This window comes from Priestia sp. YIM B13552, from assembly GCF_042787775.1.
Classification (GTDB): Bacteria; Bacillota; Bacilli; order Bacillales; family Bacillaceae_H; genus Priestia; species Priestia megaterium_E.
The window spans coordinates 105,963-118,511 of the sequence record NZ_JBHZOU010000005.1 but is presented as its reverse complement, the minus strand read 5'-3'; the positions used below and the strand labels follow the sequence as shown (position 1 = coordinate 118,511).

Annotated in this window: 15 protein-coding genes; 9 read left to right on the top strand and 6 right to left on the bottom strand. The window is 40.4% G+C overall.

Annotation, left to right across the window (positions count from 1 at the left end):
• Positions 1-52: 52 nt before the first annotated feature.
• Positions 53-694: a response regulator gene (locus ACFX40_RS19750; protein ID WP_098248051.1), complete on the bottom strand. Its 642-nt coding sequence runs from the start codon at positions 692-694 to the stop codon at positions 53-55.
• Positions 695-1,516 carry a sensor histidine kinase gene (locus tag ACFX40_RS19745; protein ID WP_028409293.1) on the bottom strand — a complete coding sequence of 274 codons (822 nt, stop codon included), beginning with the start codon at positions 1,514-1,516 and terminating at the stop codon, positions 695-697.
• A gap of 222 nt (positions 1,517-1,738) precedes the next feature.
• On the opposite strand from ACFX40_RS19745, the gene ACFX40_RS19740 reads away from it, so the two are divergent.
• Both ACFX40_RS19740 and ACFX40_RS19735 read left to right on the top strand, forming a co-directional pair.
• Positions 1,739-2,572 (top strand): AraC family ligand binding domain-containing protein, encoded by an 834-nt coding sequence (locus ACFX40_RS19740; RefSeq protein ID WP_098332081.1) that lies wholly within the window; start codon positions 1,739-1,741, stop codon positions 2,570-2,572.
• Between the two features lie 27 nt (positions 2,573-2,599).
• Positions 2,600-3,229: a LysE family translocator gene (locus ACFX40_RS19735; RefSeq protein WP_028409291.1), complete on the top strand. Its 630-nt coding sequence runs from the start codon at positions 2,600-2,602 to the stop codon at positions 3,227-3,229.
• A gap of 53 nt (positions 3,230-3,282) precedes the next feature.
• Here ACFX40_RS19735 and ACFX40_RS19730 read toward each other — a convergent pair whose 3' ends face one another.
• Positions 3,283-3,633: a transporter gene (locus tag ACFX40_RS19730; RefSeq protein ID WP_377255943.1), complete on the bottom strand. Its 351-nt coding sequence runs from the start codon at positions 3,631-3,633 to the stop codon at positions 3,283-3,285.
• A gap of 185 nt (positions 3,634-3,818) precedes the next feature.
• Between ACFX40_RS19730 and ACFX40_RS19725 the strand changes: the two genes are divergently transcribed.
• Genes ACFX40_RS19725 through cotJC form a run of 3 tightly spaced genes read left to right on the top strand, consistent with a single transcriptional unit; the run spans position 3,819 to position 4,915 of the window.
• Positions 3,819-4,067: a spore coat associated protein CotJA gene (locus ACFX40_RS19725; protein WP_098965215.1), complete on the top strand. Its 249-nt coding sequence runs from the start codon at positions 3,819-3,821 to the stop codon at positions 4,065-4,067.
• Positions 4,064-4,324, top strand: coding sequence for a spore coat protein CotJB (locus ACFX40_RS19720; RefSeq protein WP_028409289.1), 261 nt, complete (start codon positions 4,064-4,066; stop codon positions 4,322-4,324). Before ACFX40_RS19725 ends, ACFX40_RS19720 begins: the two co-directional genes overlap by 4 nt.
• Positions 4,325-4,345: 21 nt before the next feature.
• Complete coding sequence (gene cotJC, locus ACFX40_RS19715) at positions 4,346-4,915, top strand: spore coat protein CotJC (RefSeq protein ID WP_013083974.1); 570 nt, start codon at positions 4,346-4,348, stop codon at positions 4,913-4,915.
• Positions 4,916-4,985: 70 nt separating this feature from the next.
• On the opposite strand, the gene ACFX40_RS19710 is transcribed toward cotJC, so the two are convergent.
• A complete protein-coding gene (locus ACFX40_RS19710) occupies positions 4,986-5,354 on the bottom strand; it encodes a nuclear transport factor 2 family protein (RefSeq protein ID WP_377255940.1) in 369 nt (122 codons plus the stop codon).
• A 303-nt stretch (positions 5,355-5,657) separates the two neighbouring features.
• Between ACFX40_RS19710 and ACFX40_RS19705 the strand changes: the two genes are divergently transcribed.
• Positions 5,658-6,236: a TetR/AcrR family transcriptional regulator gene (locus ACFX40_RS19705; protein WP_377255937.1), complete on the top strand. Its 579-nt coding sequence runs from the start codon at positions 5,658-5,660 to the stop codon at positions 6,234-6,236.
• Positions 6,237-6,262: 26 nt separating this feature from the next.
• Complete coding sequence (locus ACFX40_RS19700; protein WP_377255934.1) at positions 6,263-9,412, top strand: bifunctional cytochrome P450/NADPH--P450 reductase; 3,150 nt, start codon at positions 6,263-6,265, stop codon at positions 9,410-9,412.
• A 204-nt stretch (positions 9,413-9,616) separates the two neighbouring features.
• Here the strand turns inward: ACFX40_RS19700 and ACFX40_RS19695 are convergent, their stop codons facing one another.
• Positions 9,617-10,576, bottom strand: coding sequence for a helix-turn-helix transcriptional regulator (locus ACFX40_RS19695; RefSeq protein ID WP_028409285.1), 960 nt, complete (start codon positions 10,574-10,576; stop codon positions 9,617-9,619).
• 90 nt (positions 10,577-10,666) lie between these two features.
• Between ACFX40_RS19695 and ACFX40_RS19690 the strand changes: the two genes are divergently transcribed.
• Both ACFX40_RS19690 and ACFX40_RS19685 read left to right on the top strand, forming a co-directional pair.
• Positions 10,667-11,185, top strand: coding sequence for a dihydrofolate reductase family protein (locus tag ACFX40_RS19690; protein WP_377255931.1), 519 nt, complete (start codon positions 10,667-10,669; stop codon positions 11,183-11,185).
• 131 nt (positions 11,186-11,316) lie between these two features.
• Positions 11,317-11,757, top strand: coding sequence for a cell wall hydrolase (locus tag ACFX40_RS19685; protein WP_013083968.1), 441 nt, complete (start codon positions 11,317-11,319; stop codon positions 11,755-11,757).
• Between the two features lie 141 nt (positions 11,758-11,898).
• Here the strand turns inward: ACFX40_RS19685 and ACFX40_RS19680 are convergent, their stop codons facing one another.
• Complete coding sequence (locus tag ACFX40_RS19680; RefSeq protein ID WP_098248058.1) at positions 11,899-12,423, bottom strand: hypothetical protein; 525 nt, start codon at positions 12,421-12,423, stop codon at positions 11,899-11,901.
• Positions 12,424-12,549: the final 126 nt, after the last annotated feature.

The window sequence follows — 12,549 nt, the reverse complement described above, 5'->3', positions numbered from 1 at the left end:
TTGGGACTTATAAGAGAAAGATGCTGATAAAAAAAACAGCTCGTGAAAGCTGTTAGTTCATTAAGCCGTTTTGAAACGCATAGCTTGTCAGCTGCACGCGGTTTTCTAAATGAAGCTTGCTTAAAATATTTTTCAAATGGCTTTTTACCGTGTGTTCAGAAATAAATAACTGCGCGGAGATATCGCGGTTTGACAGTCCTTTAGCCACTAATTGAAGCACTTCAAGCTCTCGTGCAGAAAGGGGAGTGTCGGGTTTTTTTATCGATGTTTCTTGCGGAAACTCTTTTAAAATTTGAAACGCAATTTCTTTTGACATAGGAACTTCATCTAAAGCGAACGCACGCAAATAGTCGTACCACACTTCAGACTGCAGGTTTTTTAACAAATAGCCCTGTGCGCCTTTTTTCAGCGCATCAAATAAATCCGTAATATCGTCTGAAACCGTGATAACCACAATTTTAACGTACGGAAACCGAAGCTTAATTTGTTTTGTCGCTTCCAACCCGTCCATCACAGGCATTCCAATATCCATTAGTACGATATCGGGCATTAATTTTTCGGTCAGTTCAATGGCTTCTTGCCCGTTGGTTCCTTCGCCAACAATAATAAAATCTTCATATTCTTCTAAAATATCGCGAATGCCTTCTCTCGCATGAGCATGATCATCTACAATCAAAATACGAAACGGCTGCATTTACGTAACCCCCTTTTTAATGCTAACAATGGTTTGGTTCTGTTTTCGCTCAATGGAAAAGTCCCAGTTCATGTCCTTCGCACGATCTTTCATAATTTGCAAACCAAGACCGGACTTGAGAGAGTCGGACGTAAAACCTGTACCGAAATCTATAATTTCACAAATCCATCCCCCGGCCGTTTCAGTGGCTGTAATCCAGATTTTATTCGTTTTTGCATGTTTGATTACATTCATAGCCGCTTCCTTTACACAAGCAAACAGCTCGTTTTTTTCTTTCCTCGACAGCGTTGTTTCTGACAGTCTCCAATCTAGGTTTACATCTAGTAAATGAGTATGTGTTAAATCATCGACGTATTGATGAATGCTTTCAGTCCAGCTTTCGGAAGAGTCAGACGGAGAGTGCTTTAAATTCGTAATCGCTTGACGCGTATCGTCATGGACATGCTGAAGAGTTTGTTTCATCCGGATAAAGTCAGGATCCTGTTCTAATTTATTTTTTCTTCCGAACTTGTTCATTTTAACAGATAGGAGAAACAGCGACTGCGCAATGCCGTCATGCAGTTCACGAGCTAATTTTTCACGTTCAATAAGTGCTGCTTTCTTTTCTTTTTCTTGTCTTAGTTCCTCTTGCATTTTTTCTAAAATAGAAAATAAATAGCGGACAAACACAAGCGTTACAAAAAAGACAAGGAGCGGAGAAAGCACATTTCCCATATCCATTGAGATGTAAGGGAGCAAAAAGGCATGACGAACATACTCCCAAAGCGCGATGGTCAGAGTTGGAAGAAGCAAAATCAGCCATTTAATTTGTCTATATTTCACGGTATCCCTTCTTTCGTCCATAAAATGTGTCTATATTTTATCATTTGAGCGGAAAATTACTAGAGGAAAGAAGAGAAATCACTCTTAAGGGTGATTAGTACCACCGGTAGCTGAACGGATAAAAGTAATGGAAAAAAGTCTCATCTGCAATATCATACAAGAAAAATTTTTGAGTGAATGGTATGGTTAAAAAGCTTAGTATGTGACAAGGAGGGGTCATTGATGGTAAAAGAAATTCGCACGGCGCACGTTGACGCCGATTTACATATTGAAGCTTATCGTTTTAAAGGGATTATGCAAAAGTTTCCTGCTCATTTTCACGAGTATTATGTGATTGGATTTATTGAAGAAGGTCAGCGTCATTTAATTTGCCAAGGCAAAGAATACATCATTAATCCAGGCGATTTGCTGCTGTTTAATCCGTATGATGTCCATAGCTGTGAACAAATAGACGGCAAAACGCTTGATTATCGCTGTATTAACGTGACGCCAGAAGTGATGAAAAAAGCTGTTTTTGACATTAACGGCAGTGAAAGTCTTCCGCGTTTTAACAGCAGCGTGGTGCAAAGAAGTGATGCTGTCTCTAGTTTAAAAGAGCTTCATTTGCAAATTTCAAATGGTGAACGGGAGTTTAAGAAAGAAGAGTTATTTTTATATTTGCTGGAAGAACTCATGCAGGATCATTCAAATCTTTCTTTTCTTTCGTCAGCCGTTGACACGTCCCGTGAAATTACAACGATCTGCAGCTATTTGGAAGACAACTATACAAACAAAATCACGCTGGATGAGTTAAGTCAGCTAATTGGATGGAGCAAATACCGGCTGCTGCGCTCTTTTACAAAGCAAAAAGGAATCTCTCCATACAGCTACTTGGAAACAATTCGAATCAATCAGGCTAAAAAGCTGCTAGAGCAAGGAAAAAAACCGATTGACGTATCTTTTTTAACGGGATTTAGTGATCAAAGTCATTTGACTCGATTTTTTAAAAGTCAGGTTGGGCTAACGCCAAAACAATATATGAAAATATTTGAAAGTGAAAAGAAAACAGGATGCTAGTAATAGCTTAAAAGGGAGAGAAGAGCTGTGGATCATTTAGCTGCTTACATGCTGATGGCGCTGGTTATGTCGATGATACCTGGTGCTGATACAATTCTTATTATGAAAAATACGCTTCATCACGGAGCAAAAGCAGGACGTTTTACCATACTCGGCATGGCTACAGGCCTCACGTTTTGGACGTTAATTGCTGTGCTTGGCTTGTCTGTTGCTATTGCGCAGTCGGTGTATCTGTTTAACACGATTAAATACATAGGGGCAGCGTACTTATTTTACTTAGGCATCAAAATATTTCTGACAAAAAATACGCTCTCATTGAAGGCTATTTCAGAAGAAACAAAAACTGTAAAGTCTTCATCTAATCGCTGCTATAGAGAATCATATATGCAAGGGGCTCTTAGTAATTTTCTTAATCCTAAAACGGTATTAGTTTATATTACGTTTATGCCGCAGTTTATTAACTTGGATGCACACACAAATCAACAGCTGCTGATACTTGGCTTTATTCTGACGCTTATAGCAGTAGGATGGTTTTTAATCTTGGTGTATGTAATAGATTACGTGAAAAAATGGTTTAAAAAACCAGTGTTTCAAAAAGCCTTTCAACGATGCAGCGGCGTGCTGCTGATTGGTTTTGGAATAAGAACAATAGTGTAATCGTAGTTAGTAAGCAAAAAAGCCTTATTGAAAAATAAGGCTTTTTTTTACGTTTAAAAACACGTAAACGAAACAATTTGTCGTGTATCCACACCGAAAATGGTCCAAAAACGTCCGTTCCAAACCGATCGCGGGCCTACAAAAATAGGAAAATACCAGAAGCTAGAGCCGTTTCTAAGCCATATGAACGTGTTGCGGAATAGACATAGAGAAATGGCTCCTGGGTCAACAGCAAATGGAGTTGCCGTTTGTTGAGCCGGAATAAATGCCGGTGGAGGAGAAGTTGGGGCTTGCTGCGGGCTAGGTGTAGGTAAACCGCCTGGTGGTCTAGGTGGACCGGGCGGGAGTTGAGGTCCAGGAAATCTTGTCGGGTACAAATAAAAATCCATGTAGTTAATGTCCATTTTTTAATCACTATTTTATAAAGTATGAGAAAGTTGCCTAAATGGATTGGGCAATTATAGCGTTTTTTACATAGGCCTTTTTTACGAATAAAAGTTTGGTTCCTAAGTCCGAAGTAAATTCCTTCATGAACTCGATAAAAGCTGAATAGGATAAAACAGAGTGTGTTTTTAGAGGAGGACTTTTCATGGATAACAATCCAAAAAAGATGTTTACACCGGTTAAGACCTATCAACCTTTCCACAGTATCTATGATCCGTGCCGGCCGATAGGAGTTAAATATTATTCTACGCCGCCTCAATTATACATGGGATTTCAGCCGCCGAATCTGCAGCAGTTTTTACCGAAAGAAGCGCTAAAAAAAGGAACGCTGTGGCCAGCTTTTTGGGACTACTATGAAAATCCATACAAAGATAAGAAGAGGGATGAAGAATGAAAAATCTACCTCCGGAGTACTATCAGGATTTAGAAGAAATACAGGCGATTGATTTTGCACTAGTAGAATTAACGCTGTATTTAGATACCCATCCAAATGACCAGCAGGCTATGCAGCAGTTTAACGAATACGCGCAGCAGGCTATGCAGTTAAAAAGAACCTTTGAAACAAAGTACGGGCCGCTTCAACAATATGGAAACAGCTATACCGACGGAAAGTGGAGCTGGGGAACAAGCCCTTGGCCATGGCAAATATAAGCAGATAAAGGCGGGAACGATATGTGGGTGTATGAAAAGAAATTGCAGTATCCAGTGAAAGTAAGCACGTGTAATCCAACGCTTGCCAAATATTTAATGGAACAATACGGGGGAGCGGACGGAGAGCTTGCGGCAGCACTGCGTTATTTGAATCAGCGCTATACAATTCCCGATAAAGTGGTTGGACTGCTAAACGATATCGGGACAGAAGAGTTTGCTCATCTTGAAATGATTGCTACGATGATTTATAAGCTAACAAAAGATGCAACGCCGGAGCAGCTGAAGGCAGCAGGATTAGCAGAACACTATGTGAACCATGATAGTGCACTTTATTACAATAATGCTGCTGGGGTTCCGTTTACAGCTACTTATATACAGGCAAAAGGAGATCCGATTGCAGATCTTTATGAAGACATAGCTGCAGAAGAAAAAGCAAGAGCTACATATCAATGGTTAATTGATATATCAGATGATCCGGATTTAAACGATAGCTTACGATTTTTACGAGAAAGAGAGATTGTTCACTCACAGCGGTTCCGCGAGGCCGTGGAGATTTTAAAAGATGACAGAGACAGGAAGAAAATCTTTTAACTAGTAAAAAAACATCCCCCTTGGCGAATGCATACGAAAGGAGGGATGTTTTTTATTATGGCAGCGTCGATTATACGCTGGAACTGCAGTGACAAGAAACAACCTTTAATTTCCCTTCAACATCTTTCCAAACTCGCGTATAGCTGTATTCGCCTCCGATCGATTCACCGGTTGCCAGTGCCCCATTCAACGCTATTTTTGTAATCGTAACGGCAAGTTCTTGAAACAGTTTAACTTCTTGTTCCAACACTTCAATACCCGCTATATCCAAACTTTTTGAGCGATGAGCATTTATATCTTGCTCTTTTGACAACCATTGCCCAAGATGATTCACAAAAATAAGTTCATCTGAAAGTAACTTTTCTAATAGCTCTACGTTATTAGAAAGCATGGCTGAGCGAAGCATTTCTTCGTATTCTATAACTCTTGCTTGATTCATTTTTAATCCTCCTTTACGCCTTGTGTAACTCTTTTCTATTTCCACGTTGCTTTTCCTTTAAACTTCTGCCCTTAATAAGGTGTGTTAAATTATGTTAATAGAGGGGATAAGTGGACTAATTTTCTGTAAGCACAAAAGATTCTGAAAGACTCGGTTAATTACCTTTAAATGGTATAAAATTAGAATGAAAGAACCTTTTCTTTCCACTTTTCTAGTTATCTTTTTACTATTAAGATGCAGTTTTTTATACTTGTAATTGTAGCGGAATGAACGTTCATTCCGTTTTTGGAAAGAGGTGATAAAGTGGAATCTACTCCAACAAAACAAAAAGCGATTTTTTCTGCTTCTCTTCTGCTGTTTGCAGAAAGAGGATTCGATGCAACAACGATGCCAATGATTGCAGAGAATGCCAAAGTAGGAGCAGGAACAATTTATCGCTACTTTAAAAATAAAGAAAGCCTTGTAAATGAATTATTTCAACAGCACGTAAACGAGTTTTTACAGTGCATTGAAAGCGGTCTGGCAAACGAGAGAGATGGATACCGAGATGGATTTCATCATATCTTTGAAGGTATGGTGACATTCACTAAAAACCATCCTCGTGCTCTTGGATTTATTAAAACTCATAGCCAAGGAGCTTTTTTAACAGAAGAGAGCCGCTTAGCATATCAAAAGCTGGTAGAATTTGTTTGCACGTTCTTCAGAGAAGGACAAAAGCAAGGTGTGATTAGGAATCTTCCTGAAAATGTGCTAATTGCTATTTTATTTGGAAGTTTTATGGAAGTATATGAAATGATTGAAAATGACTACTTATCTTTAACTGATGAACTTCTTACAGGTGTAGAAGAGAGTCTGTGGGCAGCACTTAGCAGACAATCATGAAACTTAACAAGTGAAAGAGGGATAACATGACAATTAAAGAAATGCCTCAGCCAAAGACGTTTGGAGAGCTTAAAAATTTACCGTTATTAAACACAGATAAACCAGTTCAAGCTTTGATGAAAATTGCGGATGAACTAGGAGAAATCTTTAAATTCGAAGCGCCTGGTCGTGTAACGCGTTACTTATCAAGTCAGCGTCTAATTAAAGAAGCATGCGATGAATCACGCTTTGATAAAAACTTAAGTCAAGCGCTTAAATTTGTACGTGATTTTGCAGGAGACGGGTTATTTACAAGCTGGACGCACGAAAAAAATTGGAAAAAAGCGCATAATATCTTACTTCCAAGCTTTAGTCAGCAGGCAATGAAAGGCTATCATGCGATGATGGTCGATATCGCCATGCAGCTTGTTCAAAAGTGGGAGCGTCTAAATGCAGATGAGCATATTGAAGTACCGGAAGATATGACGCGTTTAACGCTTGATACTATTGGTCTTTGCGGCTTCAACTATCGTTTTAACAGCTTTTACCGAGATCAGCCTCATCCGTTTATTACGAGTATGGTCCGTGCATTGGACGAATCAATGAACAAGCTGCAGCGAGCAAATCCAGATGACCCAGCTTATGATGAAAATAAACGCCAGTTTCAAGAAGATATTAAAGTAATGAACAACCTAGTGGATAAAATTATTGCAGATCGCAAAGCAAGCGGTGAACAAAGCGATGATCTATTAACTCATATGCTAAACGGAAAAGACCCAGAAACGGGCGAACCGCTTGATGACGAGAACATTCGCTATCAAATTATTACATTCTTAATTGCGGGACACGAAACAACAAGCGGTCTTTTATCATTTGCGCTGTATTTCTTAGTGAAAAATCCACATGTATTACAAAAAGCAGCAGAAGAAGCAGCACGAGTTCTTGTAGATCCTGTTCCAACCTACAAGCAAGTCAAGCAGCTTAAATATGTGGGTATGGTCTTAAACGAAGCGCTGCGCTTATGGCCAACGGCTCCTGCGTTTTCTCTATATGCAAAAGAAGATACGATGCTTGGAGGAGAATATCCGTTAGAAAAAGGCGACGAACTAATGGTTCTGATTCCTCAGCTTCACCGTGATAAAACAATTTGGGGAGACGATGTGGAAGAGTTCCGCCCAGAGCGTTTTGAAAATCCAAGCGCGATTCCGCAGCATGCGTTTAAACCGTTTGGAAACGGTCAGCGCGCGTGTATCGGTCAGCAGTTCGCTCTTCATGAAGCAACGCTGGTACTTGGTATGATGCTAAAACACTTTGACTTTGAAGATCATACAAACTACGAGCTGGATATTAAAGAAACTTTAACATTAAAACCTGAAGGCTTTGTGGTAAAAGCAAAATCGAAAAAAATTCCGCTTGGTGGTATTCCTTCACCTAGCACTGAACAGTCTGCTAAAAAAGTACGCAAAAAGGCAGAAAACGCTCATAATACGCCGCTGCTTGTGTTATACGGTTCAAATATGGGAACAGCTGAAGGAACGGCGCGTGATTTAGCAGATATTGCAATGAGCAAAGGATTTGCACCACAGGTCGCTACCCTTGATTCGCACGCCGGAAATCTTCCCCGCGAAGGAGCTGTATTAATTGTAACGGCGTCTTATAACGGACACCCGCCTGATAACGCAAAGCAATTTGTCGACTGGTTAGACCAAGCGTCTGCTGATGAAGTAAAAGGCGTTCGCTACTCCGTATTTGGATGCGGCGATAAAAACTGGGCGACAACGTATCAAAAAGTGCCTGCTTTTATCGATGAAACGCTTGCCGCTAAAGGGGCAGAAAACATCGCTGACCGCGGTGAAGCAGATGCAAGCGACGACTTTGAAGGCACATATGAAGAATGGCGTGAACATATGTGGAGTGATGTAGCAGCCTACTTTAACCTCGACATTGAAAACAGTGAAGATAATAAATCTACGCTTTCACTTCAATTCGTCGACAGCGCCGCGGATATGCCGCTTGCGAAAATGCACGGTGCGTTTTCAGCAAACGTCGTAGCAAGCAAAGAACTTCAACAGCCAGGCAGTGCACGAAGCACGCGTCATCTTGAAATTGAACTTCCAAAACAAGCTTCTTATCAAGAAGGAGATCATTTAGGCGTTATTCCTCGCAACTATGAAGGAATAGTAAACCGTGTAACAGCAAGGTTCGGCCTAGATGCATCACAGCAAATCCGTTTGGAAGCAGAAGAAGAAAAATTAGCTCATTTGCCACTCGCTAAAACAGTATCAGTAGAAGAGCTTCTGCAATACGTGGAGCTTCAAGATCCTGTTACGCGCACGCAGCTTCGCGCAATGGCTGCTATAACGGTCTGCCCGCCGCATAAAGTAGAGCTTGAAGCCTTGCTTGAAAAGCAAGCCTACAAAGAACAAGTGCTGGCAAAACGTTTAACAATGCTTGAACTGCTTGAAAAATACCCGGCGTGTGAAATGGAATTCAGCGAATTTATCGCCCTTCTGCCAAGCATACGCCCGCGCTATTACTCAATTTCTTCATCACCTCGTGTCGATGAAAAACAAGCAAGCATCACGGTCAGTGTTGTCTCAGGAGAAGCGTGGAGCGGATATGGAGAGTATAAAGGAATTGCGTCGAACTATCTTGCCGAGCTGCAAGAAGGAGATACGATTACGTGCTTTGTTTCCACACCGCAGTCAGGCTTTACGCTGCCAAAAGATTCTGAAACGCCGCTTATCATGGTCGGACCGGGAACAGGCGTCGCGCCGTTTAGAGGCTTCGTCCAGGCTCGCAAGCAGTTAAAAGAACAAGGACAGTCGCTTGGAGAAGCGCATTTATACTTTGGCTGCCGTTCACCTCATGAAGACTACCTGTATCAAGAAGAGCTTGAAAATGCCCAAAATGAAGGCATCCTTACGCTTCATACCGCTTTTTCTCGCGTGCCAAATCAGCCGAAAACATACGTTCAGCACGTAATGGAACAAGACGGCAAGAAATTGATTGAACTTCTTGATCAAGGAGCGCACTTCTATATTTGCGGAGACGGAAGCCAAATGGCGCCTGACGTTGAAGCAACGCTTATGAAAAGCTATGCTGACGTTCACCAAGTGAGTGAAGCAGACGCTCGCTTATGGCTGCAGCAGCTAGAAGAAAAAGGCCGATACGCAAAAGACGTGTGGGCTGGGTAAATTAAAAAGAGGCTAGGATACAAATAGTTTAGTTGGTTGAAGGAAGATCCGAACGATGAATCGTTCGGATCTTTTTATTGATAGGGTGAACGTAGATTTCATCTATTTAGTGGCTTGTAGCGGTTGATTGGAGGGCAAGGCGAAGTCTTGCACGGAAATCAACCGAGGTTTCTAAAGTGATCTATACGAGTTCATTTCTCCCATTTATTCGTCTTTTGTCCCCACCTCATTTTTATAGCGTCTTAACGTTTCTTCTGCGTGACAGCAAATCTTTTCAATTAGCTCCCGAGGTTCTTCAATAAAAGCATGAGTCCCTAAGGTATAGAAAAAAGAAGCCATGTAGCTTAATTCATTTCCATCAGTTATTGTATCGATGTAGCCATTCCCATCACGCGCCACCTTCACGTGATTTTCAAGCCACGGAACGCCTTTACACTGACGAACGCCTTCGTGTGTCAAGGTTACTTTTAACGAAATCGGCTGTGAGTTTACCGGTTCTGTTTCAAGCCATTCCTTTAACGTAAGAGATATATTTTTGTCTTTTTCTAAAACCTTTAATGAGTGAATACGATCCGCTCGAAACAATAATACTTTTTGCTTATCGTAAGAATAGGCAGGGCAGTACCATAAACCGTTATGAGCATAAATTCCAAGGGGTTTGACTTGTTTTCTTGTTTGACCCGCCTTTGAATCATAAAGAAATTCAATATATTTCCCTGCAAGGCTTGCTTCTAAAAGCTCTTTTAAATAAGGAGTGTCAAGGTTTCTTTTAGGATTCCAAAACGCAATATGAGCACTCATTTTATCTACTTTTTTCTTTGTTTCCTCAGACAGGTACACATAAAACTTTTGAAGAGCCGCATGAATTTCTGCATCAAACGGAAGGTCATGATAATACTGCAGAGCTTGATAAGCAAAAAAGATAGAAATAGCTTCTTCTTCCGTAAACAAAATAGGAGGGAGAATACGATTTTTTAACACTTTGTAACCGCCGCTCCGTCCTTTTTCACTGTAAAGAGGCAGCCCTAATTCACTTAAGTCCAGTAAATAGCGCTGGACGGTCCGCACGGAAAGACCAAATTCCTCCGCTAGTTCTTTTGCCGTAAACGTTCTTTTTGTATTAATAAACATGAGCATATCAACAAGCCGTCTAGACTTAGCCATTTATTTTCACCTTTTTCTTTTAATATGACAAAAAGTGTCGTATTAAGATGATATCATACAGAAACAGTAAAGTTGAAAGGAGAAAAGAGAATGAAGAAAAAAATCGTCGTATATATTGCGGCAAGCTTAGACGGGTATATTGCAAGAGAAAACGGAGAGATTGACTGGCTGGAAAGCGTAGAAGGAGAGGGAGACAACGGCTACGAAACGTTTTATCAAACGTGTGATGCGGTCGTTATGGGAAAAGCCACGTACGACCACGTGCTGAAGCTCACACCTGAGTTTCCGTATCTCGATAAAAAGTGCTACGTGTTTAGCCGCTCAGCTCAAAGAAAAGATCAGTATGCAGAGTTTATAAATGAAAGCGTGGCGTCATTTCTCAATAACCTCAGTCAAGATACGAAAAAAATATGGCTGGTGGGAGGCGCTGATATTCTCGCTGATTTCTTAAAAGCAAAGAGGGTGGATGAATTTATTATATCGATCATTCCCGTTTTGCTTGGGGCTGGTATTCCGCTGTTTAAACGAGGAGTTCCCGAAATGAACTTGAAGCTTACCGATATAAAACAGTACGGGCAAATTGCTCAGCTTTATTATGAAAAAGAATAAGCTTTTCGTAATAAAAACTCTTTCTGCAGTGTCAGTGTGCTCAGCGTGTATGTAACATCCAGCTATTGTTATTTTAGGGACAGTGACATCAAGAGCGTCCTTTTTTCATAGTATATTTTTGGGGTGAAAAAATGCCAAGAGTAAATTATCGAGATTCAGACGTTGCTTTAATGGCAAGGATGATGAGAGCAGAAGCTGAAGGCGAAGGAAAACAAGGAATGCTGTATGTTGGAAATGTCATTGTCAATCGTCTTAAAGCAAACTGTTTAGATTTCAAGAATTTAAGATCCGTTCCGCAAGTTATTTATCAGGTGCAGGGAGGCAACTACTCGTTCGAGGCTGTTCAAAAAGGAAACGTATTTTATCAAAGAGCAAGAGGTGTTGAAAAAAGGTTAGCCAAAAAGAATTTGGATTATTGGAGAGAACATCCGGGGAAATATGCACTGTGGTACTTTAATCCATCCGCTCCATGCCCTCCAACCTGGTACGGTCAACCCGCTTCTGGTCAATACAAAAATCACTGTTACTACGAGCCAAAGCCCGGAACATGCGCTAGCGTTTATAACGGATAGATAGCTTAGAAAATATGCTGCATTCTGAAAGTCTGGCATCAAATCCAAACCTTTAGCTGCAGGTGACAAGGTAATCGTTCTTCATATAATAAGAGAAAGCCCTCTTTTAATAAAGGGGGCTTTTGCTAATTGATGCATTTCTCATTTTGCTTCAAATTTTATGTTTTTACCAGCAGCAAATTCAGATTGATCCTTCGCTTTTGTATCCTTTACCACCCAGGACGTCTTTACCTTAGCTGCTGCTAAAATTTCTTTAATTTGCTTATCGTTTAAGCCTTTCGTATAAAGGACAAATTCTCTTGTATAGATGTTTTTATTTTCTTGCTCTTTATCTGCACCGCTGCCAAACCAATATCTTATTTGCTGATCGTCTTTGATGTTATTAAAAGCTTCTTTATAGTTAGGTAGCTTAACTTGAATATTCGACAGGTAATCCGTGCCGCGTAACGTAAGGATCATATGTACTTTGTGAAAATCTTTTTTTGAAGGGCTTGTTAACCCTGATGTTCCAACTTCACTAAATTCTTTTTTCGTCAGCTGTTTAACTGTAGTAGAAACAGAAACTTTTGGATCTGAATTATTTGTCACAACGTCTTCGGTACTGCAGGCACCTAAAATGAACAGCGTTAAAAGAGCATAGACTGCTCCAAATGCTTTTTTCTTCATGCTCGTTCTCCTTTGTAATTGATAGATAATGGTACTCATTCGCTATGTTCATTGTATTTACCTCCATTTGTTTCAATGTCATGATTAATGAAGAAAAGTATAGAAACATTAAAAAGAGAAATGCCG

Excerpts from the sequence above, each read along its gene's own strand:
- ACFX40_RS19750 (WP_098248051.1), bottom strand. The coding sequence starts at position 694 with ATGCAGCCGTTTCGTATTTTGATTGTAGATGATCATGCTCATGCGAGA.
- ACFX40_RS19740 (WP_098332081.1), top strand. The coding sequence starts at position 1,739 with ATGGTAAAAGAAATTCGCACGGCGCACGTTGACGCCGATTTACATATT.
- ACFX40_RS19730 (WP_377255943.1), bottom strand. The coding sequence starts at position 3,633 with ATGGACATTAACTACATGGATTTTTATTTGTACCCGACAAGATTTCCT.
- ACFX40_RS19725 (WP_098965215.1), top strand. The coding sequence starts at position 3,819 with ATGGATAACAATCCAAAAAAGATGTTTACACCGGTTAAGACCTATCAA.
- ACFX40_RS19720 (WP_028409289.1), top strand. The coding sequence starts at position 4,064 with ATGAAAAATCTACCTCCGGAGTACTATCAGGATTTAGAAGAAATACAG.
- cotJC (WP_013083974.1), top strand. The coding sequence starts at position 4,346 with ATGTGGGTGTATGAAAAGAAATTGCAGTATCCAGTGAAAGTAAGCACG.
- ACFX40_RS19710 (WP_377255940.1), bottom strand. The coding sequence starts at position 5,354 with ATGAATCAAGCAAGAGTTATAGAATACGAAGAAATGCTTCGCTCAGCC.
- ACFX40_RS19700 (WP_377255934.1), top strand. The coding sequence starts at position 6,263 with ATGACAATTAAAGAAATGCCTCAGCCAAAGACGTTTGGAGAGCTTAAA.
- ACFX40_RS19695 (WP_028409285.1), bottom strand. The coding sequence starts at position 10,576 with ATGGCTAAGTCTAGACGGCTTGTTGATATGCTCATGTTTATTAATACA.
- ACFX40_RS19690 (WP_377255931.1), top strand. The coding sequence starts at position 10,667 with ATGAAGAAAAAAATCGTCGTATATATTGCGGCAAGCTTAGACGGGTAT.
- ACFX40_RS19685 (WP_013083968.1), top strand. The coding sequence starts at position 11,317 with ATGCCAAGAGTAAATTATCGAGATTCAGACGTTGCTTTAATGGCAAGG.
- ACFX40_RS19680 (WP_098248058.1), bottom strand. The coding sequence starts at position 12,423 with ATGAAGAAAAAAGCATTTGGAGCAGTCTATGCTCTTTTAACGCTGTTC.